Annotated in this window: 15 protein-coding genes and 1 tRNA gene; 9 read left to right on the forward strand and 7 right to left on the reverse strand. The window is 73.9% G+C overall.

Annotated elements, in window-relative coordinates:
- Window positions 1-139 precede the first annotated feature (139 nt).
- The gene (locus KBB57_RS02765; protein ID WP_290746440.1) at window positions 140-814 is read right to left on the reverse strand and encodes an HAD family hydrolase; all 675 of its coding nucleotides are present in this window, start codon (window positions 812-814) and stop codon (window positions 140-142) included.
- A 120-nt stretch (window positions 815-934) separates the two neighbouring features.
- Here KBB57_RS02765 and KBB57_RS02770 point away from each other — a divergent pair, with 120 nt between their 5' ends.
- The gene (locus tag KBB57_RS02770; protein WP_290746444.1) at window positions 935-3595 is read left to right on the forward strand and encodes an HAD-IC family P-type ATPase; all 2661 of its coding nucleotides are present in this window, start codon (window positions 935-937) and stop codon (window positions 3593-3595) included.
- 66 nt (window positions 3596-3661) lie between these two features.
- On the opposite strand, the gene lipB is transcribed toward KBB57_RS02770, so the two are convergent.
- Window positions 3662-4351, reverse strand: coding sequence for a lipoyl(octanoyl) transferase LipB (lipB, locus tag KBB57_RS02775; RefSeq protein WP_290746447.1), 690 nt, complete (start codon window positions 4349-4351; stop codon window positions 3662-3664).
- A 69-nt stretch (window positions 4352-4420) separates the two neighbouring features.
- Here lipB and KBB57_RS02780 point away from each other — a divergent pair, with 69 nt between their 5' ends.
- Both KBB57_RS02780 and KBB57_RS02785 read left to right on the forward strand, forming a co-directional pair.
- Window positions 4421-5914, forward strand: a complete 1494-nt coding sequence (locus KBB57_RS02780; protein ID WP_290746450.1) for a peptidoglycan-binding domain-containing protein — start codon at window positions 4421-4423, stop codon at window positions 5912-5914.
- 35 nt (window positions 5915-5949) lie between these two features.
- A tRNA-Leu gene (locus KBB57_RS02785) sits at window positions 5950-6036 on the forward strand.
- A 78-nt stretch (window positions 6037-6114) separates the two neighbouring features.
- On the opposite strand, the gene KBB57_RS02790 is transcribed toward KBB57_RS02785, so the two are convergent.
- Window positions 6115-6507 carry a response regulator gene (locus tag KBB57_RS02790; RefSeq protein WP_290746452.1) on the reverse strand — a complete coding sequence of 131 codons (393 nt, stop codon included), beginning with the start codon at window positions 6505-6507 and terminating at the stop codon, window positions 6115-6117.
- 155 nt (window positions 6508-6662) lie between these two features.
- Here KBB57_RS02790 and bktB point away from each other — a divergent pair, with 155 nt between their 5' ends.
- Window positions 6663-7841: a beta-ketothiolase BktB gene (bktB, locus tag KBB57_RS02795; RefSeq protein ID WP_290746455.1), complete on the forward strand. Its 1179-nt coding sequence runs from the start codon at window positions 6663-6665 to the stop codon at window positions 7839-7841.
- A gap of 299 nt (window positions 7842-8140) precedes the next feature.
- Here bktB and KBB57_RS02800 read toward each other — a convergent pair whose 3' ends face one another.
- Window positions 8141-9415: a 4-aminobutyrate--2-oxoglutarate transaminase gene (locus KBB57_RS02800; protein ID WP_290746457.1), complete on the reverse strand. Its 1275-nt coding sequence runs from the start codon at window positions 9413-9415 to the stop codon at window positions 8141-8143.
- A 109-nt stretch (window positions 9416-9524) separates the two neighbouring features.
- On the opposite strand from KBB57_RS02800, the gene KBB57_RS02805 reads away from it, so the two are divergent.
- The 3 genes from KBB57_RS02805 to KBB57_RS02815 all read left to right on the forward strand — a co-directional run bounded on the left by KBB57_RS02805 (window position 9525) and on the right by KBB57_RS02815 (window position 12842).
- Window positions 9525-10361: a cupin domain-containing protein gene (locus KBB57_RS02805; protein ID WP_290746461.1), complete on the forward strand. Its 837-nt coding sequence runs from the start codon at window positions 9525-9527 to the stop codon at window positions 10359-10361.
- A gap of 697 nt (window positions 10362-11058) precedes the next feature.
- On the forward strand, window positions 11059-12204 hold the full coding sequence (gene dapE / locus KBB57_RS02810; protein WP_290746464.1) for a succinyl-diaminopimelate desuccinylase: 1146 nt from the start codon (window positions 11059-11061) through the stop codon (window positions 12202-12204).
- Window positions 12201-12842 (forward strand): DsbA family oxidoreductase, encoded by a 642-nt coding sequence (locus tag KBB57_RS02815; protein ID WP_290746467.1) that lies wholly within the window; start codon window positions 12201-12203, stop codon window positions 12840-12842. Before dapE ends, KBB57_RS02815 begins: the two co-directional genes overlap by 4 nt.
- Window positions 12843-13057: 215 nt before the next feature.
- Here the strand turns inward: KBB57_RS02815 and KBB57_RS02820 are convergent, their stop codons facing one another.
- Window positions 13058-15997 carry a valine--tRNA ligase gene (locus KBB57_RS02820; protein WP_290746470.1) on the reverse strand — a complete coding sequence of 980 codons (2940 nt, stop codon included), beginning with the start codon at window positions 15995-15997 and terminating at the stop codon, window positions 13058-13060.
- Between the two features lie 154 nt (window positions 15998-16151).
- On the opposite strand from KBB57_RS02820, the gene KBB57_RS02825 reads away from it, so the two are divergent.
- Both KBB57_RS02825 and KBB57_RS02830 read left to right on the forward strand, forming a co-directional pair.
- Window positions 16152-16793: an SOS response-associated peptidase gene (locus KBB57_RS02825; RefSeq protein WP_290746473.1), complete on the forward strand. Its 642-nt coding sequence runs from the start codon at window positions 16152-16154 to the stop codon at window positions 16791-16793.
- A 65-nt stretch (window positions 16794-16858) separates the two neighbouring features.
- The gene (locus tag KBB57_RS02830; protein ID WP_290746476.1) at window positions 16859-17455 is read left to right on the forward strand and encodes a hypothetical protein; all 597 of its coding nucleotides are present in this window, start codon (window positions 16859-16861) and stop codon (window positions 17453-17455) included.
- A 90-nt stretch (window positions 17456-17545) separates the two neighbouring features.
- On the opposite strand, the gene KBB57_RS02835 is transcribed toward KBB57_RS02830, so the two are convergent.
- Together KBB57_RS02835 and KBB57_RS02840 are read right to left on the reverse strand one after the other, a co-directional pair.
- Complete coding sequence (locus tag KBB57_RS02835; protein WP_290746479.1) at window positions 17546-19669, reverse strand: ABC transporter ATP-binding protein/permease; 2124 nt, start codon at window positions 19667-19669, stop codon at window positions 17546-17548.
- Window positions 19670-20132: 463 nt separating this feature from the next.
- Window positions 20133-20909, reverse strand: a complete 777-nt coding sequence (locus KBB57_RS02840) for a squalene/phytoene synthase family protein (RefSeq protein WP_290746482.1) — start codon at window positions 20907-20909, stop codon at window positions 20133-20135.
- Window positions 20910-20912 lie beyond the last annotated feature (3 nt).

The raw sequence follows: 20912 nt of genomic DNA on the forward strand, positions 1-20912 counted from the left end.
CCCCTTCCCCCCGCCCCCCAAGGGGCGGGGGAACCTGCCCGATAGGGGAAGGGCAGAAGGAAGAAGGAAGAAGGGGCGAGAGGCGCCGCGGCGGCGGATGGCGACGGGCGGCCTGCTTCGGGCGGCGGCCCTGCCCTGCTCAGCGGCGGCCGCCGACCTCGTCGATGTGCTCGAGGAGGTCGGCCGGGTCGTCGAAGACCCGCATCGCGCCCGCCTCGCGCAGCTCGGCCGCGCCGTAGCCGCCGGAGAGCAGGCCGACGCCCAGCGCCCGCGCCCGCACCGCGGCCAGCATGTCCCAGACCGCGTCGCCCACCACCACCGCCGTCTCGATCGGCGCGCCGAGCTTCGCGGCGGCGGCGAGGAACAGGTCCGGATCGGGCTTGGCGTAGCGCACCATGTCGCGGGTGACGATCGGCGTCGTCGCCGGGTCGAGCCCGAGCACCGCGAGGTTGACGCCGGCCGTCTCCATCCGCGCGCTGGTGGCGATCGCCCAGGGGATCCCGGCCGCGCCCAGCCAGTCGAGGAGTTCCCGCGCCCCCGGCAGCGGCCGGATCTGCCCGGCGAAGCCGTGATAGGCCTCGGCGTGGAGCACGCGCAGCCGCTCCACCCGCTCGGGCTCGACCGTGCCGCCGAGCTCGCGCACCAGCTGGTTCATGAAGAGCCCGCCGGACATGCCGATGCGGCGGTGGATGCGCCAGACCGAGAGGCCGATCCCCTCGGCGTCGAGCGCCGCCTTCCACGCCAGCACGTGCTGGTAGACGCTGTCGACGAGCGTTCCGTCCATGTCGAAGAGGAAGACCGGCTCGATGCGCATTGGCGGTGCTCCCGGTTGGCGGCGCGTCGGCGGGCAGTCTTGCCGCTTCCCCCGCCGGACGCCAGCCTTCAAATTCCCCGCCGCAGCCGGTAGGCCCAAGGGGGGCTGCCCGGAGGAAGCATGGACGAGCGTCATCCCGACTGGCACGCGATCGAGGGCGCCGAGGCGCTGGCGGGCGCCGGCTCGCGGGCCGAAGGCCTGACGGCGGCCGAGGCGGCGCGCCGGCTCGGCGAGGTCGGGCCGAACGCGCTTCCCGCCGCGCCGCCGGCGCATCCGCTGTGGCGCTTCCTCGCGCAGTTCGACAACGCGCTGATCTACGTGATGCTGGCCGGCGCGGCGGCGGCCTCGCTCCTCGGCCACCTCGTCGACGCCGGGGTGATCCTGCTCGTCGTGGTGGTCAACGCCATCGTCGGCTTCGTGCAGGAGGGCCGCGCCGAGCAGTCGCTCCGCGCCATCCGCGACCTGATCGCCCCCCATGCCGCGGTGCTGCGCGACGGGGCGCGGCAGGTGGTGCGGGTCGAGGATCTCGTCCCCGGCGACGTGGCGCTGATCGAGGCGGGCGAGCGGGTGCCGGCCGACCTGCGCCTGTTGCGGGCGCGCGGGCTCAGCATCGACGAGGCGCTGCTGACCGGCGAGTCGGTCACCGCGGCGAAGCGCGAGGCGGCCGTCGCCGCCGACGCGCCCCTCGGCGACCGCGAGGGCATGGCCTTCTCCGGCACGCTGGTCGCCACCGGCCAGGGGACCGGCGTCGTCGTCGCCACGGGGCCGCGCACCGAGATCGGCCGGATCAGCCGGATGCTGCAGGAGGTCGCGCCGGTGGAGACGCCGCTCCTGAAGCAGATCGAGCGCTTCGCGGCGGTGTTCACCCGGGTGGTGCTGGCGGCGGCCGCGGCGCTTCTGCTCTTCGCGGTGCTGGCGCGCGGCTTCGGCTGGGTGGAGGCGCTGATCGCCGTGGTGGCGCTGACCGTGGGCGTGGTGCCCGAGGGCCTGCCGGCCGTGCTGACCATCACCATGGCGATCGGCGTCCGGCGCATGGCGGCGCGCAAGGCCGTGGTGCGCCGGCTGCCGGCGGTGGAGACGCTCGGCGCCGTCTCGGTGATCTGCACCGACAAGACCGGCACGCTCACCCGGAACGAGATGACCGTCCGCCACGTGATCGTGCCCGGCCATGCGGTGGAGGTGGCGGGGTCTGGCTACGAGCCCGTGGGCGCGCTGGCGGGCGGCGACGGCGCCGTCGCGGCGCTCGGGCCGATCCTCGCCTGCGGGCTCCTCTGCAACGACGCGACGCTGCGCCGCGAGGGCGACGCCTGGGTCGCGGTCGGCGACCCGATGGAGGGGGCGCTGGTCGCGCTCGCCATGAAGGCGGGGCTCGACCCGGCCGGGGCGCGGGCGGAGTGGGCGCGGCGCGACGAGATCCCCTTCGACGCGGCGCATCGCTACATGGCGACGCTGCATGCGGGGCCGGGGGGCGAGGGGCTCGTCCTCGTCAAGGGCGCGCCGGAGGTGGTGCTGGGGCTCGCCGGCGCGGCCGGGGGCCCGTGGGAGGCGCGGATCCGCGATCTCGCCGCCGGGGGCGAGCGGGTGCTCGGCTTCGCCGCCCGCCGGCTCGACGCCGCGCCGGGGCGGCTCGCGCCGGAGGAGGTGGCGGGGCGGGTGGAGTTCCTCGGGCTGATGGGCTTCCTCGATCCGCCGCGTCCCGAGGCGGTGGCGGCGATCGCCGAGTGCCGCTCCGCCGGGGTGGCGGTGAAGATGATCACCGGCGACCATGTCGGGACCGCCGTCGCCATCGGCCGCCAGCTCGGCCTCGACGACCGGATGGCGGCGATGACCGGCGCGGAGGTGGACGCGCTCGACGACGCCGCGCTGGCCGCGGCGGCGCCGGGGGTGGCGGTGTTCGCGCGGACGAGCCCGGAGCACAAGCTCAGGATCGTGCGCGCCCTGCAGTCCGACGGGGCCATCGTGGCGATGACCGGCGACGGGGTGAACGACGCGCCGGCGCTGAAGCAGGCCGACGTCGGCGCCGCCATGGGCCGCAAGGGCGCCGAGGCGGCGCGCGAGGCGGCGGAGATGGTGCTCCTCGACGACAACTTCGCCTCGATCGTCGCCGCGGTGGCCGAAGGCCGCACCGTCTACGACAACGTGCGCAAGGTGATCTCGTGGACGCTGCCGACCAACGGCGGCGAGGCGCTGGCGGTGGTGGCGGCGATCCTCGCCGGCTTCGCCCTGCCGATGAGCCCGACGCAGATCCTGTGGGTGAACCTCGTGCTGACGGCGACGCTCGGGCTCGTCCTCGCCTTCGAGCCGCCCGAGCCCGGGGTGATGGCGCGCCCGCCCCGCGACGCGCGGGCGCCGATCCTGTCGCCGTTCCTCGTCTGGCGGGTCGTGCTGGTCTCCGCGCTGATGGCGGGGGCGGCGCTCCTCGTGTTCTTCCTGGCGCTCTGGCGCGGGGAGGAGCTGGAATACGCCCGGACGCTGGTCGTCAACATGGTCGTGGCGGCGGAAATCTTCTATCTCTTCAACGTGCGCTACCTGCACATGCGCTCGCTGACCTGGCGCGGCGCGCTGGGGACGCCGCCGGTGCTCGCGGCGATCGCCGTCGTCGTCGCGGCGCAGCTCGCCTTCACCTATGCGCCCTTCCTCCAGGCGATCTTCGACACCCGGCCCGTGTCCTTCGCCGACGGCGCGCTGGTCCTCGGGCTGGGGGTCGGGCTGATGCTGCTCCTCGAGGCCGAGAAGCTCGCCCTGCGCCGGCTCGGCCTCTTCCGCGAGCTCGGGGCCTGACCGCTCAGGCCGCGGGCGCCGGCCCGGGGAACCTCTCGCTGCGCGCGAGGTCCGGGCCCGCCCTCGTCACCGGCCCCCAGTCGCCGCCCCGAACACCCCGGCGAAGCTCTCGCGCAGCGCCAGGTCGAGGTCGGGCATCGTCACCGGCAGGCCGAGGTCGACGAGGCTGGTCACCCCGTGGCCGCGGATGCCGCAGGGCACGATCCCGGAGAAATGCCCGAGGTCGGGCTCGACGTTGATCGCCACCCCGTGGAACGCCACCCAGCGCCGCAGCCGCACGCCGATCGCGGCGATCTTGTCCTCGGCCGGGCTGCCGTCCGGCGCCGGCGGCCGGTCCGGCCGCGCCACCCAGACCCCCACCCGCCCCGGCCGCCGCTCGCCGGTCACGTTGAACGCGGCCAGCGCCCGGATCACCCATTCCTCCAGCCGCCAGACATAGGCGCGCACGTCGCGGCCCCGCCGGTTGAGGTCGAGCATCGCGTAGGCGACCCGCTGCCCGGGCCCGTGATAGGTGTACTCGCCCCCCCGCCGCGCCGCGTAGACCGGGAACCGGTCCGGCGCCAGCAGGTCCGCCGGATCGGCCGAGGTGCCGGCCGTGTAGAGCGGCGGATGCTCCACGAGCCACACCAGCTCCGGCGCCGCGCCCGCGAGGATCGCCTCGACGCGCGCCTCCATCCCGGCCAGCGCCTCGGGATAGGGCGTGAGCCCGGGGCTCGTCCGCCACTCCACGCTGGGGCTCCATTCACCTCGCGGCAAGTCCCGACTTTGTGATCCCGGCGTTTCATGCCAGGATTCCGCTTTGAGTCGGGATACGGAGGGGGTGTCGTGCGTATTCAACCCAAACTGCTTTCCAGCATTCTTGCGCTCGCCGTGGCGCTGCCCGTCGCGCCGATGGCGCGCGCCGACGGCAGCGCCTTCGTCGGCGGCCTCGTCGGCGGCATCGTCGGCAGCGCGATCGGCAACGCCGCCACGCAGCGCCGCGAGACGGTGATCGTCCGCGAGCCGCAGACGCGCACGGTGGTCCGCCACGCGCCCGTCGTCAACACCTACGAGCGCGAGCAGAACCGCCAGGCGCAGGTCGCGCTCAACCATTTCGGCTTCCCGGCCGGCACGCCCGACGGCGTCATGGGCCGCAACTCCCGCTCGGCGGTGGCGCAGTACCAGTCCTTCGTCGGGCTGCCCGCCACCGGCTACCTCTCGGACTACGACCGCGCCCAGCTGATCGCCGCCTACAACCGCGCGCTGGTCGGCGGACCGCAGAACCAGCAGATGATGGCCGCCTACGGCCAGGGCACGCGCGGGCTGCTGCTCGGCTACCGCGACGAGATGATGGGCGTGCCGATGCCCGGCGCGGGCGCCGCGCCCGGGGCCACGGTGATGGCCGCCGCCCCGCTCGTCGCCGCCCCCGTCGCCGCGATAGCCGCCGCGCCGATCGCCGCCGCGCCCGCCGCGCCGGCCCCCGCGCCCGCCCCGGCGGCGCCCATGCCCGAGCTCGCCGCGCCCGCGCCGGAGGCGGCGCCCGCGCCCGAGGCGCCCGTCGTCGAGGCGGCCGCGTCCGGCGGCGGCCTGCCGAACTTCATGACCGCGACCGCGCCCGACGCCTCGATGGCGAGCGCCTGCAACCGGGTGAGCCTCGTCACCTCGACGAACGGCGGCTTCGTCACCGTCGCCACGCTCAAGGACCCCGGCTTCGCGCTGGAGGAGCAGTTCTGCCTCGCCCGCACCTACGCGATCGAGGACGGCGAGCGCCTGGCCGCCACGGTGCAGGGCGTGCCCGCCGCCGAGATCCGCGCCCGCTGCGAGGCCTTCGCCCCGGCGATGCGGCCCTATGTCGCGCAGCTCGCGGGCGAGCCCGCGGCCGAGGTGACCGCGGCGGTGCGCGACTTCATCGTCGAGACCGGCGCGCCGCCGGCGCAGATCGCCGCCAACGCCCGCATCTGCCTCGGCGTCGGCTACCGCACCGACAACGCCGAGCTGGCGCTCGGCTCGGCGCTGGTGCTGGCCGCCGCCGGCGAGGCCGCCTATGGCGAGCATGTCGGGCATCACCTGATGCAGGGCTTCGGCGTCGCCCGTCGCGCCGACCGCGGCGAGGTCTGGCTCGGCGACGCCATCGCGGCGATGGAGGCGGGGGCGACCCCGGTCGTCGCGCCCGGCGCGCCGGAGCGGGTCGCGCTCCTCAACGCCGCGCTGACCGTCTCCGGCGGCGGCGAGGTCCTGAGCGACGCCGCAGCGCCCGCCGGCGCGGTGCCGACCTTCGTCATGCCGACGGCGAAGGCCGGCTCGAACTCAGCCGGCCTTCGCCGGCGTTTTGGCCCTTGAGGCCCTGCCGGGGCTCTGCTACGAGCCCCGGCAGTGCGGTCGTGGCGGAATTGGTAGACGCGCAGCGTTGAGGTCGCTGTGGGCTAACCCCCGTGGAAGTTCGAGTCTTCTCGACCGCACCATTTCTCTCTCTGGCGTCCGACGCGCTGCGGCCGGTTTCCCGCCGCGGCCGGCCGGTCTCCGCCGGCGCCGCAAAGGCCTCAGGCGCCGCCCGCCTTGCGCGCCGCCTCCGCCGAGCGGGCGGCGTAATGCTCCACCAGCGCCGCCATGTCCTCGAGCCGCAGCGGCGCGCGCAGCAGCCCGCGCGCGTTCGGCACCAGCTCGAAGATGGCGCTGTCCGAGAAGAACCCCCGCGCCGTCACCGCGATGATCGGGATCTCCGGATTGCGATAGGTGGCGAAGTCCGCCACCGCGATCGCCTCGCCGCCGTCGAGCTCCATGTCGAGCACCAGCGCGTCGAAGCCCTCCGCGCGCAGCGCGTCATAGGCCTCCTCGGCCGCGCCCGCGAGGACGCAGGCCATGCCCTGCCTCCCGAGGAACCCGGCCCAGATGCGCGCCAGATCCCGGTTATGCTCGACGATCAGTACCTTCACGAATGCTCCTCGCAGCGCAGCCGCCGCGTCCATGTGCGAACTATACACGAACGGCGGCGCTTTGAAAGCGACCGGCTCGAAACGATGCGTCGCAGGGGTTGCGCCCCGCGCAACGACGCGCAAGGGTCCCGCGCAAATCGAGGAGGGAGTCGGACATGAGCGAAGACATCGTCATCCTGGGCGCGGGCCGCAGCGCCATCGGCGGCTTCGGCGGCAGCCTCGCCGGCACGCCGCCGACCGCGCTCGCCGCCGCCGTGGCCAGGGCGGTGCTCGAGCGCGCCGGCGTCGAGGGCGGCCAGATCGGCCAGGTCTTCCTGGGCCACGTCATCAACACCGAGCCGCGCGACATGTACGTGAGCCGCGTCGCCGCGCTCGACGCCGGCATCCCCGACAGCGCCGGCGCGATGAACGTCAACCGCCTCTGCGGCTCGGGCGCGCAGGCGATCGCCTCGGCCTACCAGGTGCTGGCGCTCGGCGACTGCGACTTCGCGCTCGCCGGCGGGGTCGAGAGCATGTCGCGCTCGCCCTACGCGCTCCCCTCCGCGCGCTGGGGCCAGAAGATGGGCGACACCGCGGCGATCGACATGATGGTCGGCGCGCTGACCTGCCCGATGGGCACCGGCCACATGGGCGTCACCGCCGAGAACGTCGCCGCCGAGACCCAGATCACCCGCGAGGACCAGGACGCCTTCGCGCTGGAGAGCCAGAACCGCGCCGCCGCGGCGATCAAGGGCGGAAACTTCGCGAGCCAGATCATCCCGATCGAGGTCAAGGTGAAGCGCGACATGGTCGCCTGGGCCACCGACGAGCACCCCAAGGCGACGACGCTCGAGGCGCTGGCCAAGCTCCGGCCCGCCTTCAAGAAGGACGGCACAGTAACCGCCGGCAACGCCTCCGGCCTCAACGACGGCGCGGCCGCCGTGGTGGTCGCCCGCGGCGAGGCGGCGGAGAAGGCCGGCCTGAAGCCGATGGCGCGCATCCTCGGCTACGCCGTCGAGGGCGTGCCGGCCCGCACCATGGGCGTCGGCCCGATCGCCGCGGTCGGCAAGCTCCTGAAGAAGCTCGGGATGACCGCCGACCAGTTCGACGTGATCGAGTCGAACGAGGCCTTCGCGGCGCAGGCGATCGCGGTCAACCGCGGCCTCGGCCTCGACGAGGCCAAGGTGAACCCGAACGGCGGCGCCATCGCCCTCGGCCACCCGCTCGGCGCCACCGGCGCGATCCTGACGGTGAAGGCGCTCTACGAGCTGGAGCGCACCGGCGGCAAGCTCGGCCTCATCACCATGTGCATCGGCGGCGGCCAGGGCATCGCGCTGGCGGTCGAGAAGGTCTGAGCGCGATCCCGCGATACACGACGGCGGCGGCGGCGGCGAAGAGCCGGCGGCGCCGTCTCGCCTCCCGACGGCGCCCGCAGGTTGACATGCGCATGTCAACCTGCCCGACGCGGAGCGGTCGGGGCAGGGAGGGCGCAAGCTTCAAGTGAGTCGAACGGCGCCGCGAAATGCGGCGCTGATGACTGTGCAATGATCTCGGGCCGATCGGGGCCGATCCGGCCCCGCGGGGCCGGATCGCGAGAAATCAACCACTTAGCGAATTTTCACGCATGAACACCCCCCGTCCACGCGCGGCTTGCTCACGCCGCGCGGGCGGCGAGGATCGAGTCCTCGATGATGTCGAGCGCCTCGGTGAAGACGTCGTCCTGAATGGTGATCGGAGCGAGGAAGCGCACCACGTTGCCGTTGACGCCGCAGGTCAGCAGGATCACCCCCCGGTCGAGCGCCGCGCGCCGCACCTTGTCGGTGAAGGCGGGCGCGGGCGCGCCGGTGGCGGGGTCCTTGAACTCGACCGCGTTCATGAAGCCGGGGCCGCGCACCTCGGCGATCTCCGGCACGCGGTCGGCCAGCGAGGCGAGGCGCTGCTTCAGCCGGGCGCCGAGCACCTCGGCCCGCTCGCAGAGCCCCTCCTCCTCGATGACGTCGAGCACGGCATGGGCGGCGGCCACCGCGATCGGGTTGCCGGCATAGGTGCCGCCGAGCCCGCCCGGGGCCGGCGCGTCCATCACCTCGGCCCGCCCGGTCACCGCCGCGAGCGGGAAGCCCCCGGCGAGGCTCTTGGCCATCGTCATCAGGTCCGGCGCGACGCCGTGGTGCTCCATCGCGAAGAGCTTGCCGGTCCGCGCGAACCCGGTCTGCACCTCGTCGGCGATCAGCAGCATCCCGTGCTGGTCGCAGATCTCGCGCAGCGCCGTCATGAAGGCCGTCGGGGCCGGGTTGAACCCGCCCTCGCCCTGCACCGGCTCGAGGATGATCGCCGCCACCCGCGCCGGATCGACGTCCGCCGCGAAGAGCCGCCGCAGCGCCGCGAGCGCGTCCTCGACGCCCACCCCCTGCGTCTCGGCCGGGAAGGGCGCGTGGAACACGTCGCCCGGCATCGCCCCGAAGCCGAGCTTGTAGGGCGCGACCTTGCCGGTCAGCGCCATGCCCATGAAGGTCCGGCCATGGAAGCCGCCCCCGAAGGCGACGACCGCCTGCCGGCCCGTATAGGCGCGCGCGATCTTCACCGCGTTCTCCACCGCCTCGGCGCCGGTGGTGACGAAGATGGTCTTCTTGTCGAAGTCCCCCGGCGTCAGCCGGTTCAGCCGCTCGGCCAGCGCCACGTAGTTCTCGTAGGGCACGACCTGGTGGCAGGTATGGGTGAACCGGTCGAGCTGCGCCTTCACCGCCTCCATCACCTTCGGGTGCCGGTGCCCGGTGTTCAGCACCGCGATCCCGCCGGCGAAGTCGATGTAGCGCCGCCCCTCCTTGTCCCAGATCTCGGCGTTCTCGGCGCGGTCGGCGTAGATCTGCGTCGTCACGCCCACCCCGCGGGCGATGGCGGCGGCGCGGCGGTCGGCGAGGGCGGTGGTCATGCGAATCCTCCGGGAAAACCTACATTCGGATTGCAGGGAATTTGATCGTGCATTTCCTACATTGTTTCTGTAGGAATGCAAGAGGCATCCCGGCCGGCGGCGGAGGCACATGGACGACAGCGCGCACCAGACCGTCGAAGATGGCGCGCGCGGGGCCGGCGTCTACCGCGTCTCCGACGTGGCGCGGATGATCGGGGTCTCCGCCTCGACGCTGCGGCTCTGGGAGATGCAGGGCCTGCTCGCGCCCCGCCGCACCGCGAGCGGCCAGCGCCGCTACGCCGAGGACGACCTGGAGCGCGCCCGCCGCGTCGCCTGGATGCGCGGCGAGGGCGGGCTCGCGCCCCGGGCGATTCGCGCGGCCCTCGCCGGCCCGGCCGACGAGCCCGGCCCCGACGCCCCCGAGACCGGCGAGGCGCTCGGCCGCCGCCTGCGCGCGCTCCGCCACGCCGCCGGGCTGACGCTGGAGAAGGTCGCCGCCGAGGTCGGCGTCGCCCCCTCCGCCCTCTCGACGCTGGAGCGCACCTCCCGCGGCGTCAGCTTCGGCGCGCTCCACCGCATCGCCGCCTTCTACGACACCACCGTCTCGGCCCTGTCGCTCTCGCCCGGCCCGGCGACCGAGGTGGTCCGCGCCCGAACCTGGCGCACCTGGCCGGCGACCGTCCCCGGCGTCACCGTGCAGCTCCTCGCCGAGGGCCTGCGCCAGATGGACTGCCACCGCTTCGTGCTCGCCCCCGGCGCCGGGAGCGAGGGCGCCTACGCCCATGACGGCGAGGAATTCCTCCACATCCTGTCCGGCCGGCTGGAGGTGACCCTCGACGGCGCCGACCGCCACGAGCTCGACCCCGGCGACTCGATCTACTTCGAGAGCCGCCGCCACCACGCCTGGCGAAACGCCAGCGACGGCGAGACCGTGCTCCTGTGGATCAACACGCCCCCGACGTTCTGACGCGGGAGACGCGGCGACACAGGGTTGCGCACGCGCAACCCTGATCAACTGATTGAATTATATGATGTATTTTGAATCCCTTTACGCGATGGCCACACTGCACGACAGTGGAGAGGAAGCCCGGCCCCGAGGCTGGCCGCGACGGTGACGCCAGACGGATTTGACCCGTGGCAAATCCGTCTGCGATCGCCCCTGCGGGGGGCGAGCGCGATTCCGCGCTCGCCGGGGCGCTCACGGACGGATGGCGCGCTCCCGGAGAAATCGGCGCCCCTCACGGCTTCCGCGCCAACGCGCTCCAGCCGTCGGCGCGGCGAAAGCCGTGCTTTCGCCTGTCGCGCCGGGCCTCGCGGGCAAGCCCGCTTCGGTCGGTCGGTCGGTCGGCCAGCGCGCGCGCCCCGTGGATCCAGCAGAGCAGACAGGTGTCGTGCAGTGTGCGCGATGGCAATGAAGGTTGACGGCCACGCCAACCCCGGGAAGCCCCGCCCTCGCCGGATCCTTGCTCCGCAAGCCCCAAGGGGCCCTCACGGACCCCCTCCTGTGATAAGTCTGTATTTTCAATAACATAACTACCATAACACGCGTGATAGGCCCTTGCCGCCCGCCGCTCCGTCCCGATCCCCCGCCACGGATACCCCGCCGCGACGTTGCCGCGCCGGAGCGCCCGCGCTAGGGTCCGCGCGCATCCGATGAGGCAGCCATGACCGATCCCGTCGCGCTCACCGCCGAGCTGATCCGCTGCCCCTCCGTGACCCCGGAGGAAGGCGGCGCGCTCGCGCTCCTCGCCGCGCGCCTCGAGGCCGCCGGCTTCCGCGCTGTCCGCTGCGACCGCGGCGGCGTCGCCAACCTCTACGCCCGCTGGGGCGACGCCCGCCCCGTCCTCGGCTTCAACGGCCATACCGACGTCGTCCCGACCGGCGACCCCAAGGCCTGGCGCCACCCGCCCTTCGCCGCCGAGACCGCCGACGGCTGGCTCTACGGCCGCGGCGCCGCCGACATGAAGTCCGGCGTCGCCGCCTTCGTCGCCGCCGCGATCGACTTCGTCACGGCCACGCCCCCGGCGGGCTCCATCGCCCTCCTGATCACCGGCGACGAGGAGGCCGCCGCCGTCGACGGCACCGTGGCGATCCTCGACTGGATGGCGGCGAACGGCGAGGCGCTCGACCACTGCATCGTCGGCGAGCCCACCTCCGCCGAGCGCACCGGCGACGCCATCAAGATCGGCCGGCGCGGCTCGCTCACCGCGCGCATCGCCGCCTACGGCAAGCAGGGCCACAGCGCCTATCCCGAGAAGGCGCTGAACCCGCTGCCCGCCCTCGTCCGCCTGCTCGACCGCCTCGCCGCGCGCAAGCTCGACGGCGGCACGAAGCATTTCGGCCCCTCGACGCTGGCGCTGACCACCGTCGACGTCGGCAACCCGGCCTCGAACGTCATCCCGGCCGAGGCCCACGCCACGCTCAACATCCGCTTCAACGACGCCCACAGCTCCGCCTCGCTCTCCACGTGGATCGAGGAGGAGGCCGACCGCGTCGCCGCCGAGTTCCGCACCGGGCTCGCCGTCCGCTTCGAGGTCTCCGGCGAGAGCTTCCTGACGAAGCCCGGGCCGTTCACCGACCTCGTCGTCCGCTCGGTCGCGGCCGAGACCGGGATCACGCCGGCGCTCTCCACCACCGGCGGCACCTCCGACGCCCGCTTCGTCAAGGACCACTGCCCGGTGGTCGAGGTCGGCCTTCACGCGCCGACCATGCACCAGACCGACGAGCGCGTCGCCGTCGCCGACATCGAGACGATGAAGCGGGTCCACGCCCGCATCCTCGCCGACTACTTCGCGGCGCCGCCGGCATGACCCGCCTCGAGATCATCTCCGACGTCGTCTGCCCCTGGTGCTACCTCGGCGCCGCCCAGCTCCTGCGCGCGCTGGAGGCGCGGGGCGCGAGCCCCTTCGCGCTGTCGTGGAAGCCCTACCAGCTCGACCCCGACATCCCGCCCGAGGGCCGCGACCGCGCCGCGCACATGACGGCGAAGTTCGGCGACCTCGCCCGGGTCGCGCCGGTCCACGCCCGGCTGGAGGAGGCCGGCCACGCCGTCGGCCTCGCCTTCGACTTCGCCGCGATCCGCCGCGCCCCGAACACCCTCGACGCCCACCGCGTCATCCGCTGGGCCGCCGCCGAGGGCCGGCAGACCGCGGTGGCCATGGAGCTCTTCCGCCGCTACTTCGAGGCCGGCGAGGACGTCTCCGACCCCGCCGTCCTCAGCGGCGCGGCCGCGACCGCCGGCCTCGACGGCGCGGCGATCGCCCGCCTCCTCGCCGGCGACGCCGACCGCGCCGAGGTGGCGGCAGAGGCCGAGGCCGCCCGCGCCATGGGCGTGACCGGCGTCCCCACCTTCCTCCTCGGCGGCCGCTACGCCGTCTCCGGCGCCCAGCCCGTCGAGGCCTGGACCCGCATCGCCGACGAGATCGAGGCCGCGACCCCGAGCCCCTGAGCGCGGTTCCGTGGGCGGGCCCGCCGCGCGCATCAGGCGGGAGGGCGGGGTCCCCACAGACCGACCCCGCGCGCCCCTGGCGCGGCAGGAGGGAGAGGAATCCCTTCAGATCGCCCTCGCTTCCTCGCGCGGCGGGAAGGCGAGGGTCTCGACAGCCCGGCCCCGCGCCGTTGGCGTGCGCGAGGGGGGCCCGCCCCTGACGTAGGAGAGGGGCCTTACAGACCCGCGAGACGGTCGCGCGCGGCGGCGAGGATGGCGATCTCCTCCTCCAGCGCCTCCAGCCGGGCGCGGGCCTCGTCGACGACCTCCTCCGGCGCCCGCGCCACGAAGCCCGCGTTGCCGAGCTTGCCGCGCAGGCCCGCCGCCTCGCGCTCCTGCTTCTCGATCGTCTTCCCCAGCCGCGCCCGCTCCTCGGCGATGTCGATCACCTCGGCGAGCGGGATCGCGAAGGCGACGCCGCCCGCGGTCAGCGTCACCGCCCCCCGCGGCGCCTCGGCCGCGCGCTCGAACCGCTCCACCCGCGCCAGCCGCGAAACCAGCGCGCGGTTGCGCTCGAGCCACGCCGGATCGGCGGCGTCGACGGTGACGAGCGTCACCTTCGCGCCGGCCGGCACGTGCATCTGCGCCCGCACCGAGCGGATCTCCTCGACGAGCCCGATCACGGCGTTCATCTCCGCGTCGGCCTGGGCGTCGATCAGCTCCGCCCCGAACGCCGGCCAGTCGGCCAGGGCCAGCGCGCCGTCGCGCGCGCCCGTCTGCCCCCACAGCGCCTCGGTGACGAAGGGCATGATCGGGTGCAGCAGGATCAGGCACTGCTCCAGCGCCCAGGCCATCGTCGCCCGCGTCTCCGCCGCCGCCGCCGGATCGGCGAGGAGGGGCTTGGCGAACTCCACGTACCAGTCGCAGACCTTGCCCCAGACATGCGCGTAGAGCGCCGCCGCGGCGTCGTTGAAGCGATACTCCTCCAGCGCCGCGTCGAGCGCGACGCGGAGCCGCCCGGTCTCGCCGACGATCCACTGGTTCGCCGTCAGCTGCACGCCCATCGGGTCGAAGCCCGGAACGGGGCGGCATTCGTTCATCTCCGCGAACCGCGCCGCGTTCCAGAGCTTGGTGCCGAAGTTGCGATACCCGGCGATCCGGTCCTTCGAGAGCTTCAGGTCGCGCCCCATGGCGGCCATGGCGGCGAGCGTGAAGCGCACCGCGTCGGCCCCGTACTCGTCGATCAGCTCCAGCGGGTCGAGCACGTTGCCGAGCGACTTCGACATCTTCTTGCCCTTCTCGTCGCGGACGAGGGGGTGGACGTAGACGTCGCGGAACGGCGCCTCGCCGACGAGGGCGAGCTGCATCATCATCATCCGGGCGACCCAGAAGAACAGGATGTCGAAGCCGGTGACGAGGACGGAGGTCGGATAGTAGCGCCGCAGATCCTCCGTCTCCTCCGGCCAGCCCAGCGTGCCGAGAGGCCAGATGCCGGAGGAGAACCAGGTGTCGAGCACGTCGGGGTCGCGCCGCAGCATGACGAAGGCGGCGTCGGCCTCCTCGGGGAACTCACCGGCGACGTCGCCCTCCTCGCCCTCGAAGCGGACGATGACCCGCTCGCCCATGCGGGCGCGATACCAAGCCTCGGCATCCTCGCGCACCGCGTCGCGGCTGGCGGCGCAGAAGGCGCGGACCAGCCGGCCCTGCTGTCCGGCGAAGACATGCGGCTCGTCCGTGGGAGGCTCATCGCCGCTCTCGTGCGGCAGGCGGCCCTGCGGGTCGACCCAGTCGCCGTACCAGACCGGGATCTGGTGCCCCCACCAGAGCTGGCGCGAGATGCACCAGGGCTCGATGTTCTCCAGCCAGTGGAAATAGACCCTCTCCTGGTTCTCCGGCAGGATCCGCGTCCGCCCCTCGCGCACCGCCGCCATCGCCGGCCCGGCGAGCTTCTCGGCGTCGACGTACCACTGGTCGGTCAGGAACGGCTCGATCGCCACCTTGGAGCGGTCGCCATGCGGCACCGCATGGGTCTCGGCGTCGACGCCGTCGAGCCAGCCCTGATCCTTCGCCAGCGCCACGATGGTCTCGCGCGCCTCGTAGCGGTCGGCGCCGTCGAGGTCGGCGAGCTCGTCGCCGCCGTCGATACCGCGCCAGAAATCCGCGTTGTCCCGGAGCGCGATGCGCGCCCGGGTGTCCATGACGTTGATCGCCGCGAGCCCCGCCCGCTTGCCGACCTCCCAGTCGTTGAAGTCGTGCGCCGGGGTGATCTTCACCGCGCCGGTCCCCTTCTCCGGATCGGCATAGGCGTCCGCGACGATCGGGATCGACCGCCCGACCAGCGGCAGCCGCACGGTCCTGCCGATGAGGCCCGCATAGCGCGGATCCTCCGGATGCACCGCCACCCCGGTGTCGCCGAGCATGGTCTCCGGCCGCGTGGTGGCGACGACGAGATAGTCCCGCGTCTCGAACGCCGTCGGCCTGCCGTCCTCGTCGAAGGCGACCGGATGCTCGTAGGTCGCGCCCCCCTCCAGTGGATAGCGCAGCCGCCACAGGCTGCCCTTCTCCTCGACCTGCTCGACCTCGAGATCGGAGATGGCCGTCTCGAAATGCGGATCCCAGTTGACGAGCCGCTTGCCACGGAAGATGAGCCCGCGCTCGTAAAGTGTGACAAAGGCCCGCAAAACCGCGTCGTGGAAGTTCCCTTCCTCGCCCGCTGGCGCCTGCGGCGCGCCCGACATGGTGAAGGCGTTGCGCGAGAGGTCGAACGAATCCCCCAGCCGCTCGCACTGGCGCAGGATCGTGCCGCCCGAATGCGCCTTCCACTCCCAGACCTTCGCGACGAAGGCCTCGCGGCCCATCTCGCGCCGGCTGGCGTTCCCCGCCTTCGCCAGCTCGCGCTCGACGACCATCTGCGTGGCGATGCCGGCATGGTCGAGCCCGGGCTGCCACAGCGTGTCGAAGCCCCGCATCCGCTTCCACCGCGTCAGGATGTCCATCAGCGTGTGGTTGAAGGCGTGGCCCATGTGCAGGCTGCCGGTGACGTTCGGCGGCGGCAGCAGGATCGCGAACGCCTCCGCCCCCGGCCGGGCATGGGCGCCGGCCGCGAAGGCCCCGGCCTCGCGCCACAGCGCGCTGATCCGCGGCTCCTCGGCGGCGGCGTCGAAGGTCTTTTCCATTGCTTGGCCTCGGGATCGGCGGCGTCAGGGCGTGGGCGAACCTTCTAGCCCCCGCCCCCGCCGAGGAAAAGCCCCGCCTCCTCCGGACTCTCCTCGGGACGATCGCGCCGGAGGCCCATCGCCAGCGGCGGCGGCGGCGGGTAAGGCTGGGGCCATGTGCGGGCGCTACATGATCACCTCCTCCTTCGACGCGATGGCGTGCCTCTTCGAGGCGGACATCGGGCCGCTCGGCCCGGAGGAGGCGCGGCTGAACGTCAGCCCGACGGAGGCGATCCCGGCGGTCGTCCCGGTCGCGGGGGGACGGCGCATCGAGGCGATGCGATGGGGGCTGCCGCCGCCGTGGCGCAGCGCGCCGAAGCAGCCGCCGCTCCTGATCAACGCGCGGGCCGAGACGCTGGCGACGGCGCCCGCCTTCCGCGAGGCCGCACGCGAGCGGCGGTGCCTGATCCCGGCCGACGGGTTCTACGAGTGGAGCGGCGGGAAGGGCGCCCGCGTCCCGTGGTCGATCCGCCCGCGGGCCGGCGGGCCGATCGCCTTCGCCGGCGTCTGGCAGGCGTGGGGCCGACCCGGCGAGCGCATCCCGACCTGCGCCATCGTGACCTGCCCGGCCAATGCGAGGCTTGCGGCGATCCACGACCGGATGCCGGTGGTGATCGCGCCCGGCGACTTCGCCCTCTGGCTCGGCGAGGCGGGGAGGGGCGCGGCGCGGCTGATGGTTCCCGCGCCGGAGGAGGCGCTCGTGGCCGTGCCCGCCGACGCCGCCGCCCGCGTGGCGCTTGCGCGGCGGAACGGGTGAGAGGCTTGCGCGGTCGGGCGTTTCGGGGAAAGCTCGGGCGCGGGGACAGCAGGGGGGATCCAGACATGGCCGGATCGGCCGCCGGGCGCGGGGTTGCGCTCATGTTCGGGCTCGGGCTCGGGGTTCTGGCGGCCGTCGCGCCGGCGTGGGCGCAGCAGATGAGCCCCGAGGAGGAGCAGCGCTGCGTCTGGCAGTGCCTCGCCAACTCGCCGGGGGCGGACAGCCGGCAATACAACGACTGCGTGGAGCGGATGTGCGTGGCCCCGCAGGCGGCGCAGCCGCGGGCGGCGGCGCCGGCTCCGAAGGCGGCGTGGACCGCGGGGGGACGGCCGGGGACCGCGCAGTATGCGGGGGTCGAGATACCCGGGGGGAGGTCGCTCAGCTTCCTCTGCCAGGTCGGCGGCCACGGCCTGCTGGCGATCGCCGGCATGGGGCGGAGCGCCGAGGACGTGGGCGTCGCGATCGACGGGCGGGGCGTCGCCCTGCCGTTCGTCGCGGAGAAGGGCATCCTCTACACCGCCGCCTCGGCGCCGCTCCTGCGCTCGCTTATGGCCGGCGGCGGGGCGCAGGTCCGCACCCGGGCCGGCACGGCGAGCTTCCCGCTCGCCGGCTCCGGCGCCGCCATCCGCCAGGCCGCCTCGGCCTGCGGGATGAAGCTCTAGGCCCTGGCTCCGGCGCGGTAGCCTCGCACACGCGCGAAAGGGTCGTATCCGCGTTTTTGTTTATGGAGGAGCCGGCGAAACCGGGTTCCGTCAGGCCGGGGCCGCGGCCGCGTCGGGGGGGACGTCGCGGGGGACGAAGACGCCGGCGGCGTCGGGCTCCATGTCGAGATGGCGGCGGTGGAAGGCGAGGAGCGTGCTGCGGTGGCCGATCGAGACGATGGTCGTCCCGGGCAGCCGCTCGCGCAGGATGCGGTAGACCGCCTCCTCCATCGGCTCGTCGAGCGCCGCGGTCGCCTCGTCGAGGAAGAGCCAGTCCGGTCGCGCGAGGAGCGCCCGCACCACCGCGACGCGCTGCTGCTCGCCGCCGGAGAGCGCCTGGCTCCACAGCGCCGTCTCGTCGAGCCGCGGGACGAGGTGGCCGAGGCCGACGGCGCGCATCGCCGCCTCGATCTCCGCCCCCTCGACGCTGTCGGGCCGGGCCGGATAGGCGAGCGCGCCGCGCAGCGTGCCGAGCGGCAGGTAGGCGCGCTGCGGCAACAGCATGACGCTCTCGTCGCGCGGCGCGCCCACCTGGCCGCTGCCGAAGGGCCAGATCCCCGCCAGCGCGCGGAACAGCGTCGACTTGCCCGACCCGGAGGGGCCGGTGACGATCGCGCTCTCGCCCCGCGCGAGGCTGAGCTCCGGCACCCGGGCGATGGCGTGGCCGTCGGGCAGCCGCAGCGTCAGGTCGGCGACGGTGAAGGCGTCTCCGGCCGCCGCGCCGAGCGCGATCGGCTGCGCCCCGGCGATAGCGCGGGCCTCGACCAGCGCCCGGCGGAAGCCGTTGATACGGTTGACCGCCGCCTTGTAGAGCGCCAGCGTCTCGTAGAGATCGAGGAAGATCGAGAAGCCCGACTGCACCCGCGAGAACGCCCCCGCGGTCTGCTGCAGCCCGCCGAGCGAGCCCACCCCGGCGAAATAGGCGGGCGCGACCAGCACGTAGGGCAGCACGTCGGTCATCTGGCTGATCGAGAAGCTGAAGATGCGCAGGTCGCGGGTGGTGCGCACGAGGCTGTAGGTCGCCTCGACCTGGCGGTCGTACTTGGCGTAGAGGGCGGCCTTCTCCGCTTCCTCGCCACGCAGGAGCGCCACCTGCTCGCTGAACTCGCGCATCCGGGCCATGCCGAAGCGGAAGTCGGCCTCGGTGCGCTCCTTGTTGTAGTTCTTCTGGATCAGCGGCCGACCGATCAGGTGCCCGACCACGGTGGCCAGGGCCGCGTAGGCGATGCAGACCCAGACGAGGAAGCCGGGGACGGCGGTCAGCCACTCCAGGAAGGGATGGCCCTCCTCGACGCGGAAGCGCCCCGAGAGGTCCCAGAGCAGCTGCACGAAGGCGGCGAGCGAGAGGAAGGTCGAGAACAGCGAGGACGAGATCGAGTAGGTGTTGGTGACGTAGGTGCGGATGTCCTCGGAGATGCGCTGGTCGGGGTTGTCGGCGATCTCGCCGACGAACTGGATGCGGTAGTGGCGCTCGTCCTCCAGCCAGTCGGCGACGTACTCGCGCGACATGTGCCGCCGCCAGCGGATCAGCATGTACTGGCCGAGCAGATACTCGACGACCGAGAACACCACCCACTGGCCGGCGAGGAACAGGAAGGTGGTGACGAGGAGCCAGAACGCCGCCTCGTCCATGTTCTGGAAGCTGTCGAAGAGCGCCCCCTGCCAGGTGTTGAAGAGGATGAGCAGGTAGGTCTGGACGAAGTTGATCAGGATGATCACTAGGAGGAACGCGCGGCCGATGGCCCCTTCGCTGAGCGGCAGGACCGGGAGGTAGCGCAGCCGGCTGGGATCGCGGCTGGAGAAGTAGTGCTCGGAGAGGCCGATCGTCTCGTGGATGAGCGGCAGCCGCGCCATGACCATGACGGCGCCCGCGAAGACGGTGAAGGCGAGCGCGAGGAAGGGCTTCGGCTGAAGCGTCTGCATCCAGCCCGGCGTCCATTCCGGCAGGCCGCCGTTGCCGAAGACGATGAAGCCGAGCGCGAAGGCGGCGAAGGCGACGGCGTAGCCGGCGACGAACATGCGCAGGTAGGTGATGATCCCCGCGGCGCGCCAGGTGAGCAGCGCCATGACGACGCCGGACCAGATCACGTATTGCGGGATCGCCTCGGGGCTCGCGACGTGGGTCGCGGCCATGCCGGCCGTCAGGGCGGCGACGATGACGCTCAGCAGGATCATGGGCACAGGGTTCCTCGCTCGGGGTCCGCGAGGTTTGGTTCGGCGCTTGTCGCCTGTCAACGCGGCGAGGGCCGCGCGCGGGTCACGGGGTGGTCAGGACCGCGGGAGCGACGCGCGCCGGAGGCCGCCGGGCGGCGGATCGAGGCGGCGGAGCGCCGGCCGTTCGGGCCTTGCGTACGCCGGCCTTGCGTACGCCGCGCCGGACGATGCCGGGCGGCAGATCGGGCCTTGCGCTGCACCGCGCCTTCCGGGAGGCCCGCTGCCGCGCTTCCGCCCGGGGGCCGAGCTTTCGTGCGCGGTCGCCGCCGACGGCGATCTCGTCCTTTGGGCGCGGCCAGCACCCCGGCCAGCGCCGCCTCGAGCCCCTCCCTGCCGCGATGCATCCCTGCCCCTCCCGTCGCCGGCGCACGCCGGCTTGGCCGATCGCCACCGGGCCGCGGGGCTGCGCCTCTCCGTCGCGCGCTCACCATCGCCCCGTCAGCGCGGCGAGCGCGACGCGGCCGCGGAGCGCGAACTCGGACGGGTCGAGCCCGCCCTCGATCGCCAGCGCCGGGCGGCGGAGCGCGGCGCGCAGCACCGGCCCGGCGGGGGCCGCGGGCAGGAGCGCCGGCAGCGCCGCGGCGGGGAGCGCCCGCCGCCCGGCGCGGGCGCGGGCCAGCCAGCCGAGGGCGGCGCGCGCCAGCCGCTCCGCCGTCGCCGCGCCCTCGGGCAGCGGCCGGCGCCCGAGCGCGCGCAGCCGGGGCGCGGCGCGCAGGAACGCCGCCGCGGCGGCGGCGCGACCGGCGGCGCGGGCCGTCGCCTCCGCGGCCTCCGGCGCGCCGAGATGACGGGCGGCGAGCCACATCAGCCCGCCGCCGGTGTCCTCGAGATAGGCCGCGAGCGCGGCCTCGTTGGCGAAATCCTCGCGGTCGCAATCCCATTCCCGCGCCGCCGCCATCGCCCGGAGCGGCGCCTCGGGCAGGGCGGAGGCGCGGATCGTCGCGGCGAGGGGGGCGCAGACCTCGTGCGCCCGCGGCGGCGCCCCGGAGAAGATCTCGCCCAAGGCGTCGTCCCACCAGCGCAGGCGGATCTGCCCGAGCAGCGGCTCGGAGGCGGCCCAGGCGGCGCGCGCCAGCTCCAGGTTGAAGGCGTAGAGCGCCATCAGCCCGTCGCGGGCCGGGCCGGCGGGGGCCGCCTGCGCGGTGCGGAACCGCTCCGGGTCGCCGCGCGCGACCAGCGCCGCGCAGTCCGCCGCCGTCACGGG

It is taken from the genome of Amaricoccus sp. (assembly GCF_017993425.1).
GTDB lineage: Bacteria > Pseudomonadota > Alphaproteobacteria > Rhodobacterales > Rhodobacteraceae > Amaricoccus.

What these genes read in the sequence shown, in the direction of transcription:
- bktB (WP_290746455.1), top strand. Translation starts at nt 6,663, where the DNA reads ATGAGCGAAGACATCGTCATCCTGGGCGCGGGCCGCAGCGCCATCGGC.
- KBB57_RS02820 (WP_290746470.1), bottom strand. Translation starts at nt 15,997, where the DNA reads ATGGAAAAGACCTTCGACGCCGCCGCCGAGGAGCCGCGGATCAGCGCG.
- KBB57_RS02765 (WP_290746440.1), bottom strand. Translation starts at nt 814, where the DNA reads ATGCGCATCGAGCCGGTCTTCCTCTTCGACATGGACGGAACGCTCGTC.
- KBB57_RS02770 (WP_290746444.1), top strand. Translation starts at nt 935, where the DNA reads ATGGACGAGCGTCATCCCGACTGGCACGCGATCGAGGGCGCCGAGGCG.
- KBB57_RS02825 (WP_290746473.1), top strand. Translation starts at nt 16,152, where the DNA reads ATGTGCGGGCGCTACATGATCACCTCCTCCTTCGACGCGATGGCGTGC.
- KBB57_RS02800 (WP_290746457.1), bottom strand. Translation starts at nt 9,415, where the DNA reads ATGACCACCGCCCTCGCCGACCGCCGCGCCGCCGCCATCGCCCGCGGG.
- dapE (WP_290746464.1), top strand. Translation starts at nt 11,059, where the DNA reads ATGACCGATCCCGTCGCGCTCACCGCCGAGCTGATCCGCTGCCCCTCC.
- KBB57_RS02815 (WP_290746467.1), top strand. Translation starts at nt 12,201, where the DNA reads ATGACCCGCCTCGAGATCATCTCCGACGTCGTCTGCCCCTGGTGCTAC.
- KBB57_RS02830 (WP_290746476.1), top strand. Translation starts at nt 16,859, where the DNA reads ATGGCCGGATCGGCCGCCGGGCGCGGGGTTGCGCTCATGTTCGGGCTC.
- KBB57_RS02835 (WP_290746479.1), bottom strand. Translation starts at nt 19,669, where the DNA reads ATGATCCTGCTGAGCGTCATCGTCGCCGCCCTGACGGCCGGCATGGCC.
- KBB57_RS02805 (WP_290746461.1), top strand. Translation starts at nt 9,525, where the DNA reads ATGGACGACAGCGCGCACCAGACCGTCGAAGATGGCGCGCGCGGGGCC.